Source organism: Ewingella americana ATCC 33852 (assembly GCF_000735345.1).
Classification (GTDB): Bacteria; Pseudomonadota; Gammaproteobacteria; order Enterobacterales; family Enterobacteriaceae; genus Ewingella; species Ewingella americana.
This window is the reverse complement of sequence record NZ_JMPJ01000065.1, coordinates 332,656-356,325: the sequence shown is the minus strand read 5'-3', so window position 1 is coordinate 356,325 and position 23,670 is coordinate 332,656. Positions and strand designations below refer to the sequence as shown.

Below are 23,670 nucleotides of genomic sequence, written 5' to 3'. Positions count from 1 at the left end.
CATTAGATAATCTCACTGTGTTAATGCTGTGTCTGACATCATTTATTTAATTTAACTTTCAACTTTCTGGAGCTTTATATGAAACGTATTGCTATGTCCGCTATTGCCTTATCTCTGATCTCTTTCAGCGCCGCGTCTTTAGCTGCTGAAGCCACTGGCCCTAATTTAGAGCGCTGTTTTGGTGTGGCAAAAGCGGCGGATAACGACTGCAAGGCCGGGGCGGGCACCACCTGCGCCGGGACTTCCAAAATCGATTACCAGAAAGACGCCTACAAGATGGTTCCGCAAGGCACCTGCACCTCCATCCAGACACCAAAAGGCCACGGTTCACTGACCGAAGGCTAAGCCAAGAGGGCCACCACCATGACGACAATAACTCAACTGGGTGCCGGGCTGGGGCTGAAGCCGGAACATTACCAGCAGGCGCTTAAAAGTCCGGCGGACGTTTGGTTTGAAGTCCACAGTGAAAATTATCTCATGGCCGGTGGCCCACGCAGGGAGTGGCTGGAGGCGATTCGCCAGCAGCACGCAATTTCTCTGCACGGCGTTTCGCTCTCTCTGGCCGCCGATGCTCCGCCGGACGCCGCGCTGCTCTCTCGCCTAAAAATGCTGGTGGACGAGGTTAAACCGGCCTTGGTTTCCGAGCATTTGGCGTGGTCGCAGTGGGACGGCGCTTACTACCCGGATCTGCTGCCGGTGCCGCGCACCTCGCAGGTGATGCGCCGGTTAATCGACAATATTGACCGGGTGCAGGACGCGCTGGGCAGGCAGATTTCGCTGGAGAACCCGACACACTATCTGCATATGCCGGAGCACGAGTGGGATGACATCGCGTTTCTGCACGAAGTGAGCTGTGCCACGGGCTGCGGGCTGCTGCTGGATATCAACAATGTCTGGCTGAGTGCCCACAACTTGGGGTTTGACGCCGCCGCGTGGCTCGACGGTTTTCCGGCAGACCACGTTACCGAGATCCATCTGGCCGGGTTTAGTAGCGACGAAGGCGGCAGCAGTTTGCTGATCGACAGCCACGACAACCCGGTTTCCGACGATGTTTGGGCGCTTTATCAACGGCTTATTCAGCGCATCGGTGCGCGCCCAACGCTGATTGAACGCGACGACAAACTACCGGAGTTCGCGGTGTTATTACAGGAGCAGCAGCGAGCACAGGGCATCCTTCACACCTACGGAGGTCTGCGATGAGCGGCGAACTGGCTCGGTATCATCAGGCTTTTATCCGCGCCCTGTATGACGAGAACAGCAATGAACTGGCGCATTTACAGCAACAGCCGGGGTTTATGGTCTATCGCAACAGCGTGCTAAAAGGCTGCATCGACGCGCTTCAGGCCAATTTCCCCAGCGTTGCCAGCCTGACCGGAGAGGACTTCTTCCGCGAGATGGCGCGGCAATACGCGCTGGTGGAGCCGCCGAGGGAGGGGATGCTGATTCGCTACGGCGAGTTCTTCCCGGCTTTTATCGCCACCTATCTGCCCGCCGCCGACCTGGGCTATCTGGCTGACGTGGCGCGACTCGACTGGCTGTGGTTGGAGATGTTTTGCGCCGAATCGGCAGCCTGTTTGGCGGTGCAGGCACTGGCTGAGTTGCCACCAGAGTCGGTTGGCGAGCTGGTTTTATCCTTGCGCGACGCGGTGCGCTGGCATTGGCACCCGAGCCTGCCGGTCTTCACGCTGTGGCATTTCAACCGTTACCACACTGCGCCGCCGGAGAATATTCAGTGGCAAGGAGAGGGCGCGCTACTGGTGATGCGCCAACAGGGTATTGAGGCCGAGCCGATAAGCCGTGGCGGCGCGGCATTTCTCGCTGCCTGCCGCGATGGCGCGAACCTGAACGCGGCGAGCGAACGGGCATTACACGCCGAACCGACATTCGATATTGGTCCATTTTTCACGCGCTTACTGCATCTCGGCGTGTTCGCCGCGACGGCGCATTAATTCTTAGAGGTAAAAATGAAAACGACAGATAACTCTTTAAATAATCAGGCTTCTTCTGAGCAAGGTCTGCGCGGGTTGTGGAATGGGACCTGGCGCGGCGTGCAGCGTGTGGTCAGTGGCAACGTGCTGCTGCTGGTCGCCCGAGTGGGCATTGCGGCGGTGTTTTTCCTCTCGGGGCGCACCAAAGTGACGGGCTTCATGACCCTCAAACCTTCGACTTATGAGCTGTTTAAAACCGAATACGCCTTGCCGCTGATCCCCTATGACATCGCCGCGCATCTGGCGACCTTTGCCGAACACACCTTCCCAGTGCTGCTGGTCCTCGGCCTGCTCTCCCGCTTCGCTGCCAGCGGCCTGCTGTTTATGACGCTGATTATTGAGATCTTTGTCTATCCCGACGCATGGCCAACTCACCTGATTTGGGGCGGATTGCTGCTGATGGTCATCTCACGCGGAGCCGGGAAGTGGTCGCTGGATCGGGTGCTGGGGTTGGTTTGATAAGGTGCTAAGTGAAAGTGGATCCGTTATAAACAGTAGAAGTAAATAGTTTAGGGCGGATTTGAGATCCGCCCTACCGCATTTCAACATAAGACATTAATTCTCCAACTCCACCCAATAATTTACGCCAGCTAGGGTCCATGCCTAAAATGCCTTCTAATTGTATGGGTATTCAATATTCAGAAAATTTTTTTTGTGCTGCTACAATTACAGCTATCTTTTCAGAACAGGACGTTTACTCATGCAATCCCTCGTTGAGATATATGACTTACAACAGCAAGTGAAGGAAAAAATAAGCCAAAAAAAATATCAAGATATTGAGGCCCTGTTTGCGCCACTCTCCAGAAAGGACTTACAAAATGTACTTCAATTTCCATTTATTTTTAATTCTCAGGTGGAAGGGCTGGATTCAATATTGTCACAGCTTCAGGAGTGGCAGCAGGAAACCCCACATAGCTATTACCCTTATGTCTTTTTTGCTAGTTTCTGGTTTATTACTGCCGCCAACCAGCGTGGTAAACAAACTATAGATCGAGTTACTCCGGCACAGCGTCAGAATTGTAGTGCGGCAAATGATCAATTTTTTTATTGGGCTTTGAAAACTCTAGAGTTTAATCCTCAGTGTGAAACAGCATATACAATGCTGTTAGAGGCTTCAGGATATTTCGGTATGCCGGAGTGGCTTGATTTTCTAGTCACTAAGCCTATTCGTTATTCTTGTGAAAGCTATAATGAAGAAGCTGTGAAGTTTGTATCTTCATTCACAACCTATAGTATTCCACATGGTTCAATTAATATAAATCTTCCATCACCTAGTGAAGAAGAAGAGAGGTTTATTCCGCTCTACTGGTTGAGGAGAATTCTGGCTATTGCTCCTGACCATATGATTTCAAGAAAAGTAGTGATAAAACTCTTGTCGCCAAGATGGTATGGGGGAGAAAAATATGAAGATATTGATTATTTTTTAGCGAGTGATTACTGTTCCAGTTTATCCGAGTTAGATATAAAAATACTTAAGCGTGAAAAAGAGTACGACCAACTAACCTCATATAATACTCTTCCTTTGCTTAATTACAGAAAAGAGTTAAAGAGGAGAGCAAGTAATTTTATAGATTTAATTAATTCTCCGCTCACCAAGGATGAGACTTCTCGGACATTGCTTGAGTATGTTTACTTTTGTAACCATGTCTTAGAGACAGATCCAAAGGCTAAACAAAGTGCAAAAGATGACATGGTAGAAAGTGTTTATCAATCGTTACATCATATTGTAAAGCTAGCGTCGCCTTGGTTCCTCTTTTATCAATCAGAAGAGATTTTTAATCAACTCATTTCATTTATGAAAATTTATGAATTCGATGATAAATCCCATGTCTTTGACGACATAGCTAGACAGACACAGTTCCGAAATTTAACTTCACCGATAGATGTTCTTTATAGTACTTTCGCGGCAAACTTCACATTAGCTAATATTTCGCTTTTCACTCAACGTGAAAGCCTCGAACGTTATTATATGCTCGCTGAGAAGAACTTCGATTACTACATTTTCAGACTGCACATTTTCATGCTTTGCAAAATGGGATATGCCTCTTCAATAAAACCAGTGTTGGAAAGGTTTGCAATCGAAAATATGACTACCAGTGCCTCGTTGCTGTTCTATGAAATTTATCACGGTAACGTCCCTGGGATGGCAGGCATGCTTTCAATTCATCCTGACGAGAATAAAGAAAGAGAATTTTTAGATATTGCAGTTAAGCAGGGTTCAACACACGCCATTTTAATTAAATCTCGCGATTTAGAGAGTTTAATTGAGCGTAGTACTAAGCCATCCGTGAAGTCCGAGCTTGCTCTCGAAAGAGAGAGATTACTTAAACAGAACATTCAGTTGGGAGATGCTGTATCTCAGTACGATTATGCATGCAGCTTAATTTCCTCAAGCGAAGAACAGCAGATTATAAAAGGTCTATTCATTGAGGCCCCCAAAGTTCTGGCCGAATCCCGAGTCAGATTAGATCAGTTAGCTTATATCGCTTATCTATATGCTTTCTGTGCTTTTAATGGGCGCGGGATGAGAAAAAATATATTCGTTATGGATTTTTGGATGAATATGGCACTTGCATGGTATCCTGACCTTGAATATCAAGATTTTTACACCACGGCAAAACATGCTGTTGGTATAAAACCCTTTTACAATAGTGCCCTAAAAAAGGGTAGAGGTAAGATACCCGAGGAAATGAAAAAAATAATGAATAGTGTGGCCCAATAAAGGAGTTTTTGCGATGACAACACTTCCCATTGTTATCTTTATCGTGTTGGTTTATATGATCATCAGAATTAGGAGTTTTAGGGCAAAAAAGCGCATCACGTCGATTATGTTGCCAAGAAGGAAGTAATTTTGAGGAGACTGGCACGCCGAATTTAAAACTGATCTAACGAGATGTGCCTAGTTTCCGTAGGTGTGTTTTTACATCAGCTATCCTGTTGGGAAAACGACTATTTTTCTCAGCTAAGATATTTAACACATGGCTGCGAGTCATCTTACGGGGAGTAGGGCAGTGGTTGCGGGATCGGCTGTTGGGGTTGGTTTGACTTAAACAATGACCAAGCTTATCAGGCGAGTTTCTCTTTGCTGGCTTTGTTGCGAATGCAAAAAGTCCGCTATCTGCCACAAACAAAAAATATCAACCTCACGACATCTCAAGCAGCGAATCTTTGAGATAACCCTCCAGCAGAGAGGCACAAATTCGTGTTTCATATGACATCATGACTGTTGGTGGATGAAGCAAATAGGCGTTAAAAGAGGGGAGCTGAAAGTGGCTTAAAAGAGGTATTAACTCACTCTTTTCAATTTCGTTTCTACAAACCGGGTATTGCAGAACACCAATAGCATGCCCAGCTAATAAGTATGTGAAGACGCTTCGCCAGTGCGTGGCCCGAAATCTAACGTCGATCGGAACATTCATTAGTTGGTTTTCAGAGCTGAGTAATTGAATCCGGTTGTTGGCAAATATGCCCGAAACAGCAGCAAATGGATAACCTGCCAGCTCATCAGGAGACTGCGGATCGCCCATTTTAGCCAGCAAAGCGGGAGAAGCCAGTAACACTCTGCGCACAATGCCAAGTGGACGTGCGACAAAAAAACCTTCCGAGAGATCTCCCAGCCTCAATGATAAATCCACACCTTCAGTGACAGGATCGATGACATTATCGTTAAAAATCACATCAACCTGTAGGCTAGGGTGTTGGTCCTGAAGTCGAAGTATCGCGGGCATCAGCAGGCTTTCGCCAGCAGAATAGGGCGCGGCAATGCGGATTTTGCCTTGCAGACTCTGATTCTCTTCATTCACTAAAAGAGCGTGTTCTGCCGCCTGAATGGCCGTTTTGCTCCGCTCATAAAATAAATTGCCGCTATGCGTCAGAGACATGTTGCGCGTGTTGCGCCTCAGCAAACGAGTGCCGAGATGGGCTTCCAGTTTTTCTATTCTTTCACTGACTGCGGGTTGCCCAATGCCAAGATCGCGGGCCGCAGCTGACATGCTGCCCCGCTCGACCACCCTGATAAAAATACGCATTGCTGAGAAGAGATCCATTTAGCGATTATATTGGTTTTACAGATAAATGTAAGTGGATATAGGTATCTACTGTTTTTCTGTGAAATGATAAAAAATCCACATTCGGCAATATATTCCATTGCGCTGGAATATATTCAATTGATTTAAATGTGGAAATTAATTATGTCAGATATCAGACTTTTTATGTTCCAGTCAGGAACTCAACATTGTAAGTATCAGGATATTTGGATGAATCAGGGCATGGGAGAGAGTTATGAAATCCCCGTCCCTTGGTTCTTACTGACACATCCGGATGGATATACCCTCATCGACGGTGGTCTGGCTGTTGAAGGTTTGCCAGACCCCTATGCATATTGGGGGAATGCTGTAGAGCAGTTTAAGCCGGTGATGTCAGAAAAACAGGGATGCTTAGCGCAGCTTAAAAGCGTTGGCATTGCGCCGGAGGATATCCGCTATGTGCTGCTGTCCCATTTGCATTCCGATCATACTGGCGCGATTGGTCGCTTCCCGCATGCCACTTATGTAGTGCAAAGGCGAGAGTATGAATATGCCTTTACGCCGGATTGGTTTACAGCTGGAGCCTATTGTCGAAAAGATTACGATCGCCCTGAACTTAATTGGTTTTTTCTTAACGGGCCTTCAGATGATAGCTATGACCTTTATGGCGATGGCACGTTAGAGTGTATTTTCACGCCGGGGCATTCACCGGGGCATCAATCTTTTCTTATCAGATTACCGAGTGGTAAGAACTTTATGCTCGCCATTGATGCAGCTTACACCTTGGATCATTACCACGAGAGGGCGCTCCCCGGCCTGATGACGTCAGCCACTGATGTGGCTCAGTCTGTCCGCAAGCTACGCCAGCTCACCGAGCAACATAACGCGGTATTTATACCCGGCCACGATCCGCAAGAATGGAGCAAAAACAGGCTTGCTCCAGCCTATTACAGCTGAATTTTTTCTCGCTCAAACTATGAAAGCTGCCCTCTTGCGGAAAATCGGCAGAAAAGCCGTCTCGTTTTATTCGAAACTAAATGTATGTGATGGCCCAACGGGAGGCAGGGATTTTCTATCGCCATTTCATCGCCACTGATATTTAGCCAACAAAAAAGCCACTTCCTAAGAAGTGGCTCAATATGCTGATTTCACAGCAAAAATTTGGTGGCCCCTACTGGACTTGAACCAGTGACCAAGCGATTATGAGTCGCGTGCTCTAACCAACTGAGCTAAGGGGCCGTGGGGCGGGATTATACGGTAAGTTACTGTTACAGGTCTACTGGTGTTCCGTTTGTATGCGCGTTTTATGTGCAATTGTAGACTGTTGTCATTGCTGCGGTTTTTTGCGATAACTCGGGTAAATACGTCTTAGGGATACATCATGATAACCGATATTATTGCCGAGGATTTACGCGTGGTTTTCTGTGGGATCAACCCCGGCCTTTCGACTGCGCATCACGGTTTCCATTTCGTTAATTCTAATAATCGCTTTTGGAAAGTTATCCATCAGGCAGGTTTTACCGAACGCTTGTTGAAGCCGGAAGAGGAGCAGCACCTGCTGGATACCCGGTGTGGCATTACCATGCTGGTTGAGCGTCCGACGGTGGAGGCCACCGAGCTGGTGCGCGATGAGCTGCGCGAGGGCGGGGCGGCGCTGACGGCTAAGATTGAGCGCTATCAGCCGCGTGCTCTGGCCGTGTTGGGTAAGCAGGCGTTCAGTAAGGCGTTTGGGATCAGCAAAGTGAGCTGGGGACGTCAGGCGTTAAAAATCGGTAGGACGGAAGTCTGGGTGTTGCCGAACCCAAGCGGATTGAATCGCGCGACGCTGGACGAGCTGACGGCATCCTACCGCGAGCTGTATGACGCGCTGAACGCGCAATAATCTGCGGCTGGCTGAAAAGCAAAAGCCCCGCGACGGCATCACCATCGCGGGGCTTTTTAATGACGCTTTACTCTAACGATTAGTCGTCGAGGAAGCTACGCAGCACTTCAGAACGGCTTGGGTGGCGCAGTTTGCGCAGAGCCTTAGCTTCGATCTGACGGATACGTTCGCGGGTAACGTCGAACTGTTTACCCACTTCTTCCAGCGTGTGGTCGGTGTTCATATCGATACCGAAACGCATACGCAGGACTTTAGCTTCACGCGCGGTCAGACCGGCCAGAACGTCGTGCGTTGCAGAACGCAGGCTCTCAGAAGTAGCAGAATCCAGTGGCAGCTCGAGGGTGGTATCCTCGATGAAATCACCCAGATGCGAATCTTCATCGTCGCCGATTGGCGTTTCCATGGAGATAGGTTCTTTAGCGATTTTCAGCACTTTACGGATTTTGTCTTCCGGCATCAGCATGCGTTCAGCCAACTCTTCCGGCGTCGGCTCGCGGCCCATCTCTTGCAGCATCTGGCGTGAAATACGGTTGAGTTTGTTGATAGTCTCAATCATATGCACCGGAATACGGATGGTACGCGCCTGGTCGGCGATGGAGCGGGTGATAGCCTGACGGATCCACCAAGTCGCATAAGTTGAGAACTTATAACCACGGCGATATTCAAACTTATCAACGGCTTTCATCAGGCCGATGTTACCTTCCTGAATCAGGTCAAGGAATTGCAGACCGCGGTTGGTGTATTTCTTGGCGATAGAAATAACCAAACGTAAGTTTGCTTCAACCATCTCTTTCTTCGCACGGCGCGCTTTTGCTTCGCCGATGGACATGCGACGGTTGATATCTTTAACCTGCTCGATAGTCAGGCCGGTTTCTTCTTCGATTTGACGCAGTTTCATCAGGCCGCGTTGAACTTCTTCAGTCACTTCTTTCAGCTTCTCAGACCATGGTTTACCCATAGCCAGAGCGGCATCAAACCAAGTTTGGCTGGTTTCGTTGCCGGCGAACAGGTTGACGAAGTTTTTCTTCGGCATTTTGCACTGTTCAACACAGACTTTCATGATGAAACGTTCCTGAGCACGGACGCGATCCATCATGGAACGCATGCTGTTAACCAGGAAGTCGAACTGTTTTGGTACTAAACGGAACTGTTTGAAGACGTCGGACAGTTTCAGAATTTCTTCTGCGGCGCTTTTGTGGTTACGGCCGTTTTTCTTGATGACGTCACGAGTGGCTTCGTGCTGCTCACGCAGCTCGGTGAACTTCTGGCGCGCCAGCTCTGGGTCGATGCTGTTGTCGTCTTCAGCGTCGTCGTCTTCATCTTCGTCTTCGTCGTCGTCGTTTTGCTCTTCAGTCGTCAGTTCAGAACCAACGTGAGTGGCAGTCGGCGCGATCTCTTCTTCTGCGTTCGGATCAACAAAACCGGTGATCAGATCAGACAGACGCGCTTCGCCCGCTTCAACGCGATCGTACTGCTCGAGCAGGTAAGTGATGGCTTCTGGGTATTCTGCAACGGAGCACTGGACCTGGTTGATACCGTCTTCGATACGCTTAGCGATGTCGATTTCGCCTTCACGGGTCAACAGCTCAACGGTACCCATTTCACGCATGTACATGCGCACTGGGTCAGTGGTACGTCCAATTTCAGATTCAACGCTGGAAAGCACCTGAGCAGCAGCTTCGGCTGCATCTTCGTCAGTATCAGGACGGTTTTCGGCCAGCATTAAGTCATCGGCGTCAGGAGCTTCTTCAAGAACCTGGATGCCCATGTCGTTAATCATCTGGATGATGTCTTCGATCTGGTCGGAGTCGACGATATCTTCCGGCAGATGGTCATTGACCTCAGCATAGGTCAGATAGCCTTGCTCCTTACCACGGGTGACAAGTAGCTTAAGCTGTGACTGCGGGTTTTGCTCCATAAGACGGTATCCACACTTCAGAGTATTTGGGTTGGTGTTGGTCAGCGAAACCGCCAACAATAACGTTTACCCGTTAGGGTATCGGGGCGTTTACTTGTTGCCGCGGCCCGCGATGGCGGCATCGTGCGGGACTCTGTCCCACTATATATCGGCACTTAAGCCGTTCAATTTTTCTTCGCTAAAACCTGATTTAACGAGCTAACTTCGGCGCGTTCTTCCGGGCTGAGCCCGTGGGTTCTGGCTTTAGCGATTAATTCTTCAAGCCGCTGCTCTAAGATCGAGTCATAGAGGCTGGCCAGCGTGGCGCGAAACTCTTCTTCGACCATATCCTCAACGATCATATGGTTCCATGTAGCCAGAGTTTCAAGCTGCTGGTAGAACTTATTGTCTCGGTACAACTCAAGCAACTGGCCGGTAGTCAGGCCCGGCTGGGCTAAGCAAGTGGTTACTAACTCGCTAAACAGATCCAGTCCCGGTTGCTTCGCTCGCTCCAATCCTTGTAACGAGGGTATAAGTGTAGCCAGTTGTGGATTTTGTACCAGTAACCCTATAAGTATACGCATGGTTGTGCGTTTTAGCTGGGGCGCCTGATAGGTATTGCCACTGTCGACCTGCTTAGGAACCAGTTTTTCGAGCTGGCTGTCGTCCAAAATACCGAGCTTATTGCCTAGCTGCTGGCGCAAATACATGCGCAGCGTCTCGCCGGGGACTTGGCGAATCAAAGGCAGCGCCAGCATGCTCAATTTGGTGCGCCCGTCGGGGCTGCTCAAATCGACCTGCGGCATCAGCGATTCAAACAAGAAGGTTGAGAGCGGCAGCGCCTGCTCCATCCGTTGTTCGAAGGCTTCTTTACCTTCTTTACGTACCAGCGTGTCTGGATCTTCGCCGTCGGGTAAAAACATAAAGCGTAACTGGCGGCCGTCGCTCAAATAGGGCAGCGCCGTTTCTAGCGCGCGCCATGCTGCTTCGCGACCGGCTCTGTCGCCGTCATAGCAACACACCACGTTATCCGTGGCGCGGAACATCAGCTGAATGTGGTCGGCGGTGGTCGAGGTGCCCAGTGATGCAACGGCATAATCGATGCCAAACTGCGCCAGTGCCACGACGTCCATATAGCCTTCGACAACCAATAAGCGTAAAGGTGTCGGATGTTTCAGCTGCGCTTCATAAAGGCCATACAGCTGGCGGCCTTTATGGAAAATCTCGGTTTCGGGGGAGTTAAGATATTTCGGCGTACCCTCACCCAATACCCTGCCACCAAACGCAATAACCCGGCCGCGCTTATCGCGGATGGGAAACATGACGCGTTCGCGAAAACGGTCATAACTGCGTCCGTTGTCATTGGTGACCAACATACCCGCATCAATTAATGAGGCTTTGTCATCGGCATTTTTGCCAAAACGCTTGAAGGCGTTGTCCCAGCCAGGAGGCGCGAAACCTATGGCAAAGTGTGCGATAACATCTTCACTTAATCCGCGCTGAGAAAGGTATTCTCTGGCAGGTGCGCCAACGGGTTGTTTAAGTGATTGCTGATAGAAGTCGGCGAGCGGCTCCATCAACTGGTAGAGGCTTTGACGCTGATGGCGCTCCATCTGGCTTGGACCGGTGCCCGCTTCATACGGCACTTCCAAACCCTGCATTGTCGCCAATTCCTCGATACTTTCGACAAACTCAAGCCTGTCGTAGTTCATCAGGAAGTCGACGGCATTGCCGTGGGCTCCACAGCCGAAACAGTGATAAAACTGCTTATCGCCGTTTACGGTAAATGAGGGTGTTTTCTCATGGTGGAAAGGGCAGCACGCGTGGTAATTCTTACCCTGTTTCTTCAGCTTTACGCGAGCATCGATAAGGTCCACGATGTCGACACGAGCCAGTAAGTCATTGATAAATACGCGTGGAATTCTCCCAGCCATAAGCCCCTTACTCACTAGCCTATAAACGAGAACAAGCCGCGCATTCCTTTCGGAAAGCACGGCATGCGTATGCAACTACTCATCGATCTGTGTGCTTTTGCGAGAGCAAATACACGGTGGGGTTGCCCCCGAAGATTAATACAGACGAGTGCGGCGTGCGTTTTCGCGAGCCAGTTTCTTGGCGTGGCGTTTTACTGCAGATGCTTTAGCGCGTTTACGTTCGGTAGTCGGTTTTTCATAGAACTCACGACGACGAACTTCTGCCAGAACACCCGCTTTTTCGCAGGAACGTTTGAAGCGACGCAGAGCTACGTCGAACGGCTCGTTTTCACGTACTTTAATTACAGGCATGTGCCTCTCACCTCGATAAAATCGGTTTGTTTGCTGGTTTGTACCAGCACATTTCAAAATGGTGCGGAATTTTACTCCAACTTGCGCTGCGTTGTAAAGCATAACGGCAAATTGAAGCAGCGCCTTCCAACCCATCTATTTCCAAAAGTGCGCTCGCTTTTGCGTCGGCCGGCGATTATATACCAATCAACTCAAATTGCTCGACATTAATTGGCAAAAGCAGCGGATTTGCTTCTGAGAAGCAGCGCTGACGCGGTGTTGTGTGCTAAACTGCGCGCCGCGAGTTAGCGCGAGAATGAGATGGAAAAGGTGATGCGAGTACTTGGTATAGAAACGTCCTGCGATGAAACCGGCATCGCTATCTATGACAGCGAAGCGGGCTTATTAGCCAACCAATTGTATAGTCAGGTAAAACTGCATGCCGACTACGGCGGCGTGGTGCCTGAACTGGCGTCGCGTGACCACGTGCGCAAAACTATTCCTCTTATTCAGGAAGCCCTGAAAGAAGCCGGGCTGACCGCCAAAGACATCGACGGCGTGGCTTATACCGCCGGTCCGGGTCTGGTTGGCGCGCTATTAGTGGGCGCAACCATCGGTCGCTCTCTGGCCTTCGCCTGGGATGTGCCCGCCGTGCCGGTCCATCATATGGAAGGCCACCTTCTGGCGCCTATGCTAGAAGACAATCCGCCAGATTTCCCCTTTGTTGCCTTGCTGGTTTCCGGCGGCCACACCCAATTAATTAGCGTCACCGGCATCGGTAAATATGAGCTGCTGGGTGAGTCTATCGATGACGCCGCTGGCGAAGCATTCGACAAGACAGCGAAATTGCTGGGTCTGGACTATCCCGGCGGCCCGATGCTGTCGAAGATGGCGCAGCAGGGGACAGAGGGGCGCTTTACCTTCCCGCGCCCGATGACTGACCGTCCGGGGCTGGATTTTAGTTTCTCAGGTTTGAAGACCTTTGCAGCAAACACCGTCCGCGCTAATGATGATTCGCCACAAACTCACGCCGACATCGCCCGAGCCTTTGAAGATGCCGTGGTGGATACGCTAGCTATTAAATGTAAGCGCGCGCTGGAGCAGACCGGCTTCAAACGTTTGGTTATGGCTGGAGGGGTGAGTGCCAACCGCACGCTGCGCGCCAAGCTAGGTGAGATGATGACCAAGCGCGGTGGTGAAGTGTTTTACGCGCGCCCTGAATTCTGCACCGATAACGGTGCGATGATTGCCTATGCGGGCATGGTGCGTTTGCAGACCGGTGCGACGCAGGATCTGAGCGTGTCTGTGCGTCCGCGCTGGCCTTTGGCTGAGTTGCCGCCAGTCTGAATGGGGCTGCGGCTGTGTTGCTGCGGCGGCTCGAAATGCTCACATACTTATGTATGCTGCGCTTTCTCCCCTTCTTGCGCCTTGCCTCGCAGCCATTCAGTCAGGCTATGATTTGAATGGCTGCGGCAATAAAAAAACGACCCTTGAGGTCGTTTTTTTGTGTCCGAAATCTGAGTTTATTGGTCTTTTTCAGCTTGCTTGGCGGCTTCTTGCGCGGCTTTTTTAGCTGCGCGTTTCTGCTTCAGCTTATCCCAGATTTTACTCTCTTGCCCTCGCCACAGGCGTTGGATGTTGTCGTGGTGACGCAACAGAATCAGGCACGAAAGCATGGCGACCGGGAAGGTGAACTGGGGCTTGAACCACCAGACATAGAAAGGAGCAATCAGCGCGCTGACGATAGCGCCTAATGACGAATAGCCGCTCAGTAGCACGGTGAGCAGCCAAGTGCCCGCCATCAAGCCCGTCAGGTCAAAGCCGATGGGCGCGATAGCACCAAAGGCGGTCGCGACCCCTTTGCCACCTTGGAAACGGAAAAACACCGGGTAGATGTGGCCGAGGCAGGCGGCGATGGCGGTAAGGCCAAGATAAACCGGGGAGACGTCGAAACGGTAAGCCAGCCAGACCGGCAGCATGCCTTTTAATACATCGAAAATCAGCACTGACGCGGCGGCGGCGCGACCACCAATTCGCAGAACGTTAGTGGCACCCGGATTGCCGGAACCCTGTGTGCGTGGATCGGGTAATCCCGCTACCCGACAGACCAGAATTGCACTGGAAATCGAGCCGCAGAGATAGGCGAAAATAATCATGCCAAGCGCGGTAGCACTCATAACGCAGTTCCGTCTAATAGGGGTCGTTTTAATCGCAACATCCATGGATAATACGCATTTTCCGCCGGAAGTGGTATCCGGCTGACCCAAAAACAGAGAAACGCGTGATGGATATCGTATTTATTGAGCAACTAAATGTAATCACCACCATTGGCGCTTATGACTGGGAACAGACCATAAAGCAGAAGCTAGTGTTCGATATCGAAATGGCGTGGGACAACCGCCAAGCCGCTGCCAGCGACGATGTTAATGACTGCCTGAGCTACGCCGATGTCAGCGAAGTGGTCATTCAGCACGTCTCAACGCAGAATTTCGCGCTGGTCGAGCGCGTCGCGGAAGAGGTCGCCAGCCTATTATTATCTCGCTTCAACTCGCCGTGGGTACGCATCAAGCTAAGCAAGCCGGGCGCTGTGGCAGAAGCCACCAACGTCGGGGTTATCATTGAACGCGGCGTGCGTGGCTAAATTTCCGAATTAAATATCAACGCCTGCAACTCATCGCGCGAATTTTTGTCATAAAAAAGCGCTAGAAATAAGGCGTTTAAAGGCATTCTTATTTCAGCGATATTTATTCCGATATCGCTATTCCACCCTCTGTAATAAGTTGGATATTAAATGGTCGTTGAAAGTCATTCATTGCTGGTCGCAGCAATTTTGGGTGTTGTCGAAGGGTTAACAGAATTTTTACCGGTCTCTTCAACCGGACATATGATCATCGTCGGCAACCTATTAGGTTTTACCGGCGATACAGCAAAATCATTTGAAGTCATTATCCAGCTGGGTTCAATCATGGCGGTGGTGGTGATGTTCTGGCGTCGACTGTTTGGCATGATTGGCATCCATTTTGGCAAGCCGCCGGTTCACGAAGGGACGGGTACCGGGCGACTGAATCTGGGCCACATCATACTGGGCATGCTGCCCGCCACGGTGATTGGCTTGATTTTCCACTCGCAGATCAAAGCCCTGTTTGAGCCGAAAAACGTCATTTATGCGTTGGTGGTTGGTGGTGTGTGGCTGATAGCCGCAGAGCTGCTCAAGCCGAAGAAGCCGCGTGCCGAAGGCGTGGATGATATGACTTACCGTCAGGCGCTGATGATTGGTGTCTGCCAGTGTTTAGCGCTGTGGCCGGGGTTCTCGCGCTCGGGGGCGACCATTGGTGGCGGCATGCTGAGTGGAGTGAGCCGGTACGCAGCCTCTGAATTCTCTTTCCTGCTGGCCGTGCCGATGATGCTGGGCGCTACCGTACTGGACCTCTATAAGAGCTACACTTTCCTGAGCATGGCAGATTTGCCGATGTTCGCGACCGGGTTTGTGGTGGCCTTCTTGGTGGCGCTAATCGCGATTAAAACCTTCCTGTCGGTTATCAAACGCTTCTCGTTTATTCCTTTCGCCATCTACCGCTTTGTGGTGGCTTTCGTCGCCTACACGATATTTATAGCGTAAAAATGCAAACAGCAGGTGCCATTGCGCCTGCTGTTTGATGTTTGAACGCGGGAAGTTATTCGGCAGGATCTTGCAGCGCTTTCCAGTCGGCGATGGCGCGAATACGCTGTTTCTTCAGCTCTTCTTTGATTTCCAACCCCTGCAAACCTGAATCTACAATGTCTTTAATCGACACGGTGAGCGCCGCAGCATAGGCCCCGCGCAGGTAATCGCCCTGAGGATAAGGGTTCTGCTCAAAGCCGGTTCGCCCGCGAGCATCAGCCTCGCTGGTGAAAATCATCTGTTCGAGCCGCTGCGGCTTGCGCCAAACATCAATAGTGTCGAACAGCTTAACAAGGGTTTCCGGACGCAGTTTATTGACCGTGTGGATCAGGTCATGGAATTCCGCGACCAGCTTCGCCAGATCGCGAATATGGGTTGGCACTCTTAGCCGCTGGCAGACATTTTCCACCAGTTTGACGCCCGCCGGGCCGTGGCCGTGGTGATGCGGCCAATATTCCGGATTGGTCAGCCCTTTACCCAAGTCATGGCAGAGTGCGGAGAAGCGAATATCCACATCCGGCGTCAGCTCTGCGGCAATTTTCAGGGTCATCAGGGTGTGAATGCCGGTATCGATTTCTGGATGCCATTTCTCCGGCGCGGGCACGCCAAACAGCGCGTCAACCTCTGGGAACAGCACCTTCAGCGCGCCACAGTCACGCAGCACTTGGAAGAAGACCTGCGGGTCCTGCGTTTGCAGCGCCTTTTCGGTCTCTTTCCACACGCGCTCGGCCGTCAGGGCTTCAAGCTCGCCGGAACTGGCCATTTGCTGCATGAGTTGCTGAGTTTCTGGCGCGACGCTAAAACCGAGATGGGCGAAGCGCGCGGCAAATCTCGCCACGCGCAGCACGCGCAGCGGGTCTTCACCAAAGGCATCAGAAACGTGGCGCAGCAGGCGATTTTCGATATCGCGCTGGCCGTGGTAAGGGTCGAACAGTTCACCTTCGGCGCTCTTGGCGATGGCGTTGATGGTCAGGTCGCGACGCATCAAATCCTGCTCTAAGGTGACATCCGGCGCGGCGTAACAGGTAAAACCGTTGTAGCCGCTGCCAGATTTTCTTTCAGTACGAGCTAGCGCATATTCGTCGTGAGTCACCGGATGCAAGAACACGGGGAAGTCCTTGCCAACCTGCTGATATCCTTCAGCAAGCATATATTCTGGCGTGGCGCCAACCACTACCCAGTCGTGCTCGGTAACCGGCAGATTTAATAAACTGTCTCGGACTGCGCCGCCGACCAGATAGATTTCCATTATGTGACTCAGCTCATCCAGCGATCATTTTTCTTACGGCGAGGCACCAGATGCGGCAGGATTAAGCCCAACAGCAGGCCAACACCGGCGACGCCGCCGCCATACATGAACCATTGTAAAATGATAGTACGCTGCTTGTCGTCAAGCTGAACATTCACTGCGCTCACTTTCTTCTGCGCCACAATCAGCTGATTTTTCAGGTCCTGATTCTCTTTCTTCAGGCCATTGATGATGCCGTCGCTCGAAGAGACTTTCTGCTGCATTTCAGCCGTGCGCTGGTTCCAGCTGGAATCAATGTTGGTCAGCTTGTCAGTCAGCGTTTTCACCTGCTGTTCCAAGTCAGGAACGCGGGTGCGGATGCTTGGCACATTGCTCAACTGGTCCAGCGGGATCCAGGCGGTTTTACCTTTAGAGTCAATGATTTCGCCGTATTTAGTGCTGTCGTTGACGCTGCGCAGGGTGACTTCATCACCGGCATTCAGGGTGCCAACGATACGATATTGATTACCCGGACCACTGTGGATATAAGTGATCAGATCGTCGGAAATGTAGCGCTTTTCATCGGCGTGAGCGCCCCAAGTGATGCTTAAACTAAGCACAGCGAGACCAATTAGGCGGAGTTTCTGCATTATTTCATCGTTTCTTTGTGAATTTATGGAACGCGATGTAGGAACCGACGTTATGAGGGTTTGATACTAAGGGCAACAGTTTGACTACGCAACGTATAAACAGGAATGGGAACTATCTTACTATCCCGTTGCATGCGGCTTGCGGCCAGACCCTGTGTTAGAATTGCGACTTATCGCTAACTCCTTTTGTCGGCTTTATGACAGCCTTTTGACATCCAGAACTCGGTGTGAAGATCACTATGACCGTAGAAATAGAATTAAAGTTTATCGCCACTGCCGCGGCTATCGCCGAATTACCGGAGCAATTGGCGCAATTTTCCAGCGAACATTCTGCTCCACAGAAGCTGACCAACATCTATTACGAAACCGCTGATAACTGGATGCGCAGCCACGATATGGGCCTGCGTATTCGCGGTTTTGACGACCAATATGAGATGACCATCAAAACCGCCGGTAGCGTGGTAGGGGGCTTGCATCAGCGCCCGGAATACAATGTTGAGCTGAAGAAGCCGACCTTGAAACTCAGCGCTTTCCCGAAAGAAATCTGGCCGGAAGGCTGCAAAGTCGCCGCGCTGCAGAAGGCGCTGCTGCCGCTGTTTTCCACCAATTTCATGCGTGAGAAGTGGGTGATCACTTACCAGCAAAGCGAGATTGAGCTTGGTCTGGATCAGGGTGAAGTGGTGGCTGGCGAGCTGTCCGAACCTTTGGCTGAAATTGAGCTGGAGCTGAAAAGCGGCAACACCGCGGACCTGCTGGCTCTCGCGGCGTTGATTGGTCAAAACGGCGGCCTGCGTCAGGGCGGGTTGAGTAAAGCTGCCCGGGGTTACCACTTGGCGAAAGGCAATCCGGTGCGCGAATCGCGCCCGCTGCCAGTATTTAAAGCCGCGCCGAAAGCCACGGTAGAGCAGGCGATGGAGGGCATTTTGGCTCTCGCGCTGGACCAGTGGCAGTACCACGAAGAGCTGTGGGTGCGCGGTGACAAGGCCGTGCGCCTGAGCGTGCTGCAAGCGGTTGAAGCCGTGCGCCAGACGCTGGTGCTGTTCGGCGGCCTGATCCCACGTAAAGCCTCGACTGAACTGCGTGCCTTGCTGACTGACTTACTGCCCGCGCTAGAGCAGAAGGGCGCAGACGCGCAGGCTGTGTGTTACAGCCCAGCCTATCTGAAATGTAAGTTAGCACTTACTTCATGGTTGGCAACTCAGCAGTGGAAACCTTTCATTGATGAGAAAGCACAGAAAAAGCTCGATGGCTCCTTCAAACGTTTCGCAGATATCATGCTGGGCCGCACCGCCGCAGATTTAAAAGAGGCATTCGGCCAGCCGCTGGACGAAGATGGCTTCCGCGACCAACTGGCTCGCCTGAAACGCCAGATTATCTCTTTCCATATGTTAGCGGGCGCTTACTCTCACGAAGAGTACAGCCCATACATCAATGGCTGGCTTGAATTGCAGCAGGCGATCATCCAGCAACAGCATGCGTGGGAAGATTCCGCCCGCCAGCACGCCGTGATGATGGACGCCTTCTGGCTCAACGGCAAAGTCAAATAAGAACCCGCGTTTTGGTTATGGTGAAGTTTAATTGAACAAGTGGCCTGAGTCTGACTCAGGCTTTTTTGCGAAAGGAACCTGATCTCATGTTGCCACTCCCTTCTGTTTTGCAAAGTCAGGCTGACAACTTCGTTATTCGTTGTCAGGAGCACGCCGCGTCCTTACCAGAGCTTGATGAAAGCACGCTGGCGGTGGCCGCGAGCAGTGATTTTATCAGTGAAAACCTGCTGGCATTTCCAGACTGGTGGCATGAGATTGTGCAACATCCGCCGCACGCGCAGGAGTGGCAAAGCTATCGCGGCTGGCTAGCCGAGGCGCTGGCGCAGGTCAGTGATGAAGCCGGGCTGATGAAAGCGCTGCGCCTGTTCCGCAAGCGAATGTTGACTCGCATCGCGTGGTCACAGGCCATGCTCACCAGCCAGTGCGAAGAGACACTGCTTCAGCTTAGCGAGTTAGCGGAAACCCTGATTGTCAGCGCCCGCGAATGGCTCTACGACGCCTGCTGCCGCGAATTTGGAACCCCGATGAATGCCGAAGGAGTGCCGCAAAAGCTGTTAATTCTCGGCATGGGCAAGCTGGGCGGCGGCGAGCTGAACTTCTCCTCGGATATCGACCTGATTTTTGCTTACCCCGAGAATGGTCAAACCAAAGGCGGACGCCGCGAGCTGGATAACGCGCAGTTCTTCACCCGCCTCGGCCAGCGGCTGATTAAAGCCTTGGATCAGCCAACCATTGATGGTTTTGTCTATCGCGTGGATATGCGCCTGCGGCCGTTTGGCGACAGCGGCCCGCTGGTGATGAGCTTCCCGGCGTTGGAAGACTATTATCAGGAGCAGGGGCGCGACTGGGAACGCTACGCGATGGTCAAAGCGCGACTGATGGGCGGCGCCGAGGACAGCAGCAGTCAGGAACTGCGTAAGATGCTGATGCCGTTCGTTTTCCGCCGCTATATCGACTTCAGCGTGATTCAGTCCCTGCGCAATATGAAAGGCATGATTGCCCGCGAAGTGCGTCGCCGTGGCCTGAAGGACAACATCAAGCTGGGCGCGGGCGGCATTCGCGAAATCGAGTTTATCGCGCAAGTTTTCCAGCTGATCCGCGGCGGCCGCGAGCCCTCTTTACAGCAGCGCTCTCTATTGCCGACCTTGCAGGCGGTGCAAGAGCTGGAGCTGCTGCCCGCCGTGCAGGTGTCGCAGCTGCGTGAAAGCTATCTGTTCCTGCGTCGCCTCGAAAACCTGTTGCAGGCGATTGCTGACGAACAGACTCAAACTCTGCCATCCGACGACCTCAATCAGGCGCGTCTGGCATGGGGGATGGACTTCCCTAACTGGCCAACGCTGCTCGACGCCCTGAATGCCCACATGCTGGCAGTGCGCGCCGTGTTTGATGATTTGATTGGTGATGACACGCCGGACATCGGCGAAGATCCGCAGCACGCCGAGTTCAGCAGCCTGTGGATTGATGCGCTTGAGCACGATGATATCGCTCATTTGGTGCCGCAACTCGCGCCGGAAGCCCAAGGGCAGCTGCTGCGGCAAATCGCCGAATTCCGCCGTGACGTGGATAAACGCACCATCGGGCCACGCGGCCGTGACCAGTTGGATCAGCTGATGCCGAACCTGCTGGCGCAGGTGTGTGGCTACAAAAATGCCGATATTACCCTGCAACGCTTAACCCTGCTGCTGCTCAATATCGTCACGCGAACCACTTACATAGAACTGCTGGTGGAGTATCCGGGCGCGCTAAAGCAGCTGGTGCGCCTGTGCGCGGCATCGCCGATGGTCGCCAACCAGCTGGCTCGCCACCCGATTTTGCTCGACGAGCTGCTCGACCCGCGCACCCTTTACCAGCCGATTGCGCCAGATGCTTATCGCGACGAGCTGCGCCAATATCTGCTGCGCGTGCCTGCCGATGACGAAGAGCAGCAGCTGGAAGCACTGCGCCAGTTTAAGCAGGCCCAGCACCTGCGCATCGCCGCCGGGGATATCTCGGGCGCGCTGCCGGTGATGAAGGTTAGCGACCATTTGACCTATCTGGCCGAAGCCATTCTTGAAGCGGTGATCCAGCAAGCTTGGGAGCAGATGGTGACGCGCTATGGCGAACCTTCGCACCTGCGTAGCCGCGAAGGGCGCGGTTTTGCCGTGGTGGGTTATGGCAAGCTGGGCGGTTGGGAGCTGGGTTATAGCTCGGATCTGGATTTGGTTTTCCTGCTCGACTGCGCGCCGGACGTCATGACCGAAGGCGAGCGCAGCATTGACGGCCGCCAGTTCTACCTGCGGCTGGCCCAGCGCATTATGCACCTGTTCAGCACCCGCACTTCGTCCGGCATTCTGTATGAAGTGGATGCACGCCTGCGCCCATCCGGCGCGGCGGGAATGCTGGTCAGCACCATTGAAGCCTTTGCTGATTATCAGCAAAACGAAGCCTGGACTTGGGAGCATCAGGCGCTGGTTCGCGCCCGCGTGGTCTACGGCGACCCGCAGCTGACACGCCAGTTTAATACCACGCGCCGTGAGATTTTGTGCCGCCAGCGTGATGCCGACACCTTGCGCAAAGAAGTGCGCGAGATGCGCGAGAAGATGCATGCTCATCTTGGCAGCAAAAAAGGCAATACCTTCGACCTGAAAGCTGATCCGGGTGGTATCACGGACATTGAATTCATCGCACAATATCTGGTACTGCGCTATGCCCACGATGAGCCGGGCCTGACCAAGTGGTCTGATAACGTGCGAATTTTCGAACTGATGGCGCAATACGACATCATGTCAGAGGATGAGTCGCGGCGGCTAAAACACGCCTATGTCACGCTGCGTGATGAAATCCATCATCTGGCTTTACAGGAACATAGTGGCAAAGTTGCTGTCGATAGCTTTACGACTGAACGCGAGCAAATTTTGGCGAGCTGGCAAGGCTGGCTCAGTTAATCGCCGCGTCCAAGCTTTTTTTCGCGGTATGAGCGCTTGTGATATTATCCGGCGCACTATTTTTATGTCAGGTTGTATCTGTTTTTGGAGCAAGGGATGAAAGTGACTTTACCTGATTTTCACCGTGCCGGCGTACTGGTCGTGGGCGACGTCATGTTGGACCGCTATTGGTATGGTCCGACTAACCGTATTTCACCAGAAGCGCCGGTGCCGGTCGTGAAAGTCACCACCATCGAGGAGCGCCCTGGCGGTGCTGCTAACGTGGCGATGAACATTGCGTCACTCGGCGCGGGATCTCGTTTGATAGGTCTGACGGGGATCGATGATGCTGCTCGTGCTCTGAATCAGCACTTGGACAATGTTAACGTTCATTGTGATTTCGTGGCGTTAGCAACCCACCCGACGATCACCAAACTGCGAGTGCTGTCTCGCAACCAGCAGCTTATCCGCCTCGATTTCGAAGAAGGTTTTGACGGTGTTGATCTCAATCCGATGCTGGAGAAGATCGAACAAGCGCTGCCAAAAACTGGCGCGCTGGTGCTGTCAGATTACGCCAAAGGCGCACTGAAAGACGTGCAGCCGATGATCCAGTTGGCGAAGAAGGCCGGCGTTCCGGTGCTTATCGATCCAAAAGGATCGGATTTCGAGCGTTATCGCGGCGCGACCCTGCTGACGCCTAACCTGTCTGAATTCGAAGCCGTGGTTGGTCGCTGCAAAGACGAAGCTGAAATCGTCGAGCGCGGCATGAAGCTGGTATCTGACTTCGAGCTGTCAGCCCTGCTGGTAACCCGCTCCGAGCACGGCATGACCCTGCTGCAACCGGGCAAAGAGCCGCTGCACCTGCCGACTCAGGCTCAAGAAGTCTACGACGTGACCGGTGCCGGTGACACGGTGATCGGCGTTCTGGCCGCCGCTTTGGCTGCCGGGAACTCGCTGGAAGAGTCCTGCTTCTTAGCTAACGCCGCCGCAGGCGTAGTTGTTGGTAAGCTGGGGACTTCAACCGTTTCTCCGGTCGAGTTGGAAGATGCGATTGGCGGGCGTTCAGAAGTGGGCTTTGGCGTGATGACCGAAGCTGGGCTGAAAGAGGCCGTAGCGCTGGCGCGTCAGCGCGGCGAGAAAGTGGTGATGACCAACGGCATTTTCGACATCTTGCACGCGGGCCACGTTTCTTACTTAGCCAATGCGCGTAAGCTCGGCGATCGTCTGATTGTAGCGGTGAACAGCGATGCTTCTACCAAGCGTTTGAAAGGCGAAACTCGCCCGGTCAATGCTCTGCAAAATCGCATGATTGTGCTTGGCGCGCTGGGTGCGGTTGACTGGGTGGTGGCCTTCGAAGAAGACACGCCGCAGCGCCTGATCGCCGGAATTCTGCCAGACCTGCTGGTGAAAGGCGGCGATTACAAGCCAGAGCAGATCGCGGGCAGCAAAGAAGTTTGGGCTAACGGCGGCGAAGTTCGCGTGTTGAACTTCGAAGATGGCTTGTCCACCACGGGCATCATCAACCAGATTAAAAGCCAAGACTGACTGTCGCTAACCTCTGCCGACAGATAATAAAAAACCACGCTCATGAGCGTGGTTTTTTTATGCAAGGCCGGTCGCCGGGA

General features: G+C 52.3%; 20 protein-coding genes and 1 tRNA gene. 13 read left to right on the top strand and 8 right to left on the bottom strand.

The window, feature by feature from the left end; genetic code table 11:
• The first annotated feature begins 78 nt into the window (after positions 1–78).
• The 5 genes from GEAM_RS16055 (at position 79) to GEAM_RS16035 (ending at position 4,710) form a co-directional block, all read left to right on the top strand.
• Positions 79–345, top strand: coding sequence for a BufA1 family periplasmic bufferin-type metallophore (locus GEAM_RS16055; protein WP_034793372.1), 267 nt, complete (start codon positions 79–81; stop codon positions 343–345).
• A gap of 18 nt (positions 346–363) precedes the next feature.
• On the top strand, positions 364–1,200 hold the full coding sequence (gene bufB / locus GEAM_RS16050; protein ID WP_034793369.1) for an MNIO family bufferin maturase: 837 nt from the start codon (positions 364–366) through the stop codon (positions 1,198–1,200).
• Complete coding sequence (locus GEAM_RS16045; RefSeq protein WP_034793366.1) at positions 1,197–1,949, top strand: HvfC/BufC N-terminal domain-containing protein; 753 nt, start codon at positions 1,197–1,199, stop codon at positions 1,947–1,949. Before bufB ends, GEAM_RS16045 begins: the two co-directional genes overlap by 4 nt.
• Positions 1,950–1,964: 15 nt before the next feature.
• Positions 1,965–2,447: a DoxX family protein gene (locus GEAM_RS16040; protein ID WP_051899547.1), complete on the top strand. Its 483-nt coding sequence runs from the start codon at positions 1,965–1,967 to the stop codon at positions 2,445–2,447.
• Positions 2,448–2,688: 241 nt separating this feature from the next.
• Complete coding sequence (locus GEAM_RS16035; protein ID WP_034793364.1) at positions 2,689–4,710, top strand: DUF4034 domain-containing protein; 2,022 nt, start codon at positions 2,689–2,691, stop codon at positions 4,708–4,710.
• A 421-nt stretch (positions 4,711–5,131) separates the two neighbouring features.
• Here the strand turns inward: GEAM_RS16035 and GEAM_RS16030 are convergent, their stop codons facing one another.
• Positions 5,132–6,016 (bottom strand): LysR family transcriptional regulator, encoded by an 885-nt coding sequence (locus GEAM_RS16030; RefSeq protein ID WP_034793363.1) that lies wholly within the window; start codon positions 6,014–6,016, stop codon positions 5,132–5,134.
• 159 nt (positions 6,017–6,175) lie between these two features.
• Here GEAM_RS16030 and attM point away from each other — a divergent pair, with 159 nt between their 5' ends.
• Positions 6,176–6,970 carry an AttM family quorum-quenching N-acyl homoserine lactonase gene (gene attM, locus GEAM_RS16025; protein ID WP_167333538.1) on the top strand — a complete coding sequence of 265 codons (795 nt, stop codon included), beginning with the start codon at positions 6,176–6,178 and terminating at the stop codon, positions 6,968–6,970.
• A gap of 205 nt (positions 6,971–7,175) precedes the next feature.
• On the opposite strand, the gene GEAM_RS16020 is transcribed toward attM, so the two are convergent.
• A tRNA-Ile gene (locus GEAM_RS16020) sits at positions 7,176–7,252 on the bottom strand.
• Between the two features lie 142 nt (positions 7,253–7,394).
• On the opposite strand from GEAM_RS16020, the gene mug reads away from it, so the two are divergent.
• Positions 7,395–7,895, top strand: coding sequence for a G/U mismatch-specific DNA glycosylase (gene mug / locus GEAM_RS16015; RefSeq protein WP_034793357.1), 501 nt, complete (start codon positions 7,395–7,397; stop codon positions 7,893–7,895).
• 79 nt (positions 7,896–7,974) lie between these two features.
• Here the strand turns inward: mug and rpoD are convergent, their stop codons facing one another.
• The 3 genes from rpoD to rpsU all read right to left on the bottom strand — a co-directional run bounded on the left by rpoD (position 7,975) and on the right by rpsU (position 12,077).
• Complete coding sequence (rpoD, locus tag GEAM_RS16010; protein WP_034793354.1) at positions 7,975–9,813, bottom strand: RNA polymerase sigma factor RpoD; 1,839 nt, start codon at positions 9,811–9,813, stop codon at positions 7,975–7,977.
• A gap of 164 nt (positions 9,814–9,977) precedes the next feature.
• Positions 9,978–11,726 carry a DNA primase gene (gene dnaG / locus GEAM_RS16005; protein ID WP_034793352.1) on the bottom strand — a complete coding sequence of 583 codons (1,749 nt, stop codon included), beginning with the start codon at positions 11,724–11,726 and terminating at the stop codon, positions 9,978–9,980.
• A gap of 135 nt (positions 11,727–11,861) precedes the next feature.
• Complete coding sequence (gene rpsU / locus GEAM_RS16000; protein ID WP_001144069.1) at positions 11,862–12,077, bottom strand: 30S ribosomal protein S21; 216 nt, start codon at positions 12,075–12,077, stop codon at positions 11,862–11,864.
• A 312-nt stretch (positions 12,078–12,389) separates the two neighbouring features.
• Here rpsU and tsaD point away from each other — a divergent pair, with 312 nt between their 5' ends.
• Positions 12,390–13,403, top strand: coding sequence for a tRNA (adenosine(37)-N6)-threonylcarbamoyltransferase complex transferase subunit TsaD (gene tsaD, locus GEAM_RS15995; protein WP_034793345.1), 1,014 nt, complete (start codon positions 12,390–12,392; stop codon positions 13,401–13,403).
• Between the two features lie 176 nt (positions 13,404–13,579).
• Here tsaD and plsY read toward each other — a convergent pair whose 3' ends face one another.
• Positions 13,580–14,233 carry a glycerol-3-phosphate 1-O-acyltransferase PlsY gene (gene plsY, locus GEAM_RS15990; RefSeq protein ID WP_034793343.1) on the bottom strand — a complete coding sequence of 218 codons (654 nt, stop codon included), beginning with the start codon at positions 14,231–14,233 and terminating at the stop codon, positions 13,580–13,582.
• A gap of 107 nt (positions 14,234–14,340) precedes the next feature.
• Here plsY and folB point away from each other — a divergent pair, with 107 nt between their 5' ends.
• The gene (gene folB / locus GEAM_RS15985; protein WP_034793341.1) at positions 14,341–14,697 is read left to right on the top strand and encodes a bifunctional dihydroneopterin aldolase/7,8-dihydroneopterin epimerase; all 357 of its coding nucleotides are present in this window, start codon (positions 14,341–14,343) and stop codon (positions 14,695–14,697) included.
• A gap of 150 nt (positions 14,698–14,847) precedes the next feature.
• Positions 14,848–15,675 (top strand): undecaprenyl-diphosphate phosphatase, encoded by an 828-nt coding sequence (gene bacA / locus GEAM_RS15980; protein ID WP_034793339.1) that lies wholly within the window; start codon positions 14,848–14,850, stop codon positions 15,673–15,675.
• A gap of 55 nt (positions 15,676–15,730) precedes the next feature.
• On the opposite strand, the gene GEAM_RS15975 is transcribed toward bacA, so the two are convergent.
• A complete protein-coding gene (locus GEAM_RS15975; protein ID WP_034793337.1) occupies positions 15,731–16,966 on the bottom strand; it encodes a multifunctional CCA addition/repair protein in 1,236 nt (411 codons plus the stop codon).
• 8 nt (positions 16,967–16,974) lie between these two features.
• On the bottom strand, positions 16,975–17,595 hold the full coding sequence (locus GEAM_RS15970; RefSeq protein ID WP_034793336.1) for a TIGR04211 family SH3 domain-containing protein: 621 nt from the start codon (positions 17,593–17,595) through the stop codon (positions 16,975–16,977).
• 239 nt (positions 17,596–17,834) lie between these two features.
• Between GEAM_RS15970 and GEAM_RS15965 the strand changes: the two genes are divergently transcribed.
• The 3 genes from GEAM_RS15965 (at position 17,835) to hldE (ending at position 23,590) form a co-directional block, all read left to right on the top strand.
• Positions 17,835–19,142 carry a CYTH domain-containing protein gene (locus tag GEAM_RS15965; RefSeq protein WP_034793334.1) on the top strand — a complete coding sequence of 436 codons (1,308 nt, stop codon included), beginning with the start codon at positions 17,835–17,837 and terminating at the stop codon, positions 19,140–19,142.
• Between the two features lie 86 nt (positions 19,143–19,228).
• The gene (gene glnE / locus GEAM_RS15960; RefSeq protein WP_034793332.1) at positions 19,229–22,066 is read left to right on the top strand and encodes a bifunctional [glutamate--ammonia ligase]-adenylyl-L-tyrosine phosphorylase/[glutamate--ammonia-ligase] adenylyltransferase; all 2,838 of its coding nucleotides are present in this window, start codon (positions 19,229–19,231) and stop codon (positions 22,064–22,066) included.
• Between the two features lie 96 nt (positions 22,067–22,162).
• Complete coding sequence (gene hldE / locus GEAM_RS15955; RefSeq protein ID WP_034793330.1) at positions 22,163–23,590, top strand: bifunctional D-glycero-beta-D-manno-heptose-7-phosphate kinase/D-glycero-beta-D-manno-heptose 1-phosphate adenylyltransferase HldE; 1,428 nt, start codon at positions 22,163–22,165, stop codon at positions 23,588–23,590.
• Positions 23,591–23,670: the final 80 nt, after the last annotated feature.

Coding starts and splice junctions, on each gene's coding strand:
- GEAM_RS16055 (WP_034793372.1), top strand. CDS start 79: ATGAAACGTATTGCTATGTCCGCTATTGCCTTATCTCTGATCTCTTTC.
- bufB (WP_034793369.1), top strand. CDS start 364: ATGACGACAATAACTCAACTGGGTGCCGGGCTGGGGCTGAAGCCGGAA.
- GEAM_RS16045 (WP_034793366.1), top strand. CDS start 1,197: ATGAGCGGCGAACTGGCTCGGTATCATCAGGCTTTTATCCGCGCCCTG.
- GEAM_RS16040 (WP_051899547.1), top strand. CDS start 1,965: ATGAAAACGACAGATAACTCTTTAAATAATCAGGCTTCTTCTGAGCAA.
- GEAM_RS16035 (WP_034793364.1), top strand. CDS start 2,689: ATGCAATCCCTCGTTGAGATATATGACTTACAACAGCAAGTGAAGGAA.
- GEAM_RS16030 (WP_034793363.1), bottom strand. CDS start 6,016: ATGCGTATTTTTATCAGGGTGGTCGAGCGGGGCAGCATGTCAGCTGCG.
- mug (WP_034793357.1), top strand. CDS start 7,395: ATGATAACCGATATTATTGCCGAGGATTTACGCGTGGTTTTCTGTGGG.
- rpoD (WP_034793354.1), bottom strand. CDS start 9,813: ATGGAGCAAAACCCGCAGTCACAGCTTAAGCTACTTGTCACCCGTGGT.
- dnaG (WP_034793352.1), bottom strand. CDS start 11,726: ATGGCTGGGAGAATTCCACGCGTATTTATCAATGACTTACTGGCTCGT.
- rpsU (WP_001144069.1), bottom strand. CDS start 12,077: ATGCCTGTAATTAAAGTACGTGAAAACGAGCCGTTCGACGTAGCTCTG.
- tsaD (WP_034793345.1), top strand. CDS start 12,390: ATGCGAGTACTTGGTATAGAAACGTCCTGCGATGAAACCGGCATCGCT.
- plsY (WP_034793343.1), bottom strand. CDS start 14,233: ATGAGTGCTACCGCGCTTGGCATGATTATTTTCGCCTATCTCTGCGGC.
- folB (WP_034793341.1), top strand. CDS start 14,341: ATGGATATCGTATTTATTGAGCAACTAAATGTAATCACCACCATTGGC.
- bacA (WP_034793339.1), top strand. CDS start 14,848: ATGGTCGTTGAAAGTCATTCATTGCTGGTCGCAGCAATTTTGGGTGTT.
- GEAM_RS15975 (WP_034793337.1), bottom strand. CDS start 16,966: ATGGAAATCTATCTGGTCGGCGGCGCAGTCCGAGACAGTTTATTAAAT.
- GEAM_RS15970 (WP_034793336.1), bottom strand. CDS start 17,595: ATGCAGAAACTCCGCCTAATTGGTCTCGCTGTGCTTAGTTTAAGCATC.
- GEAM_RS15965 (WP_034793334.1), top strand. CDS start 17,835: ATGACCGTAGAAATAGAATTAAAGTTTATCGCCACTGCCGCGGCTATC.
- glnE (WP_034793332.1), top strand. CDS start 19,229: ATGTTGCCACTCCCTTCTGTTTTGCAAAGTCAGGCTGACAACTTCGTT.
- hldE (WP_034793330.1), top strand. CDS start 22,163: ATGAAAGTGACTTTACCTGATTTTCACCGTGCCGGCGTACTGGTCGTG.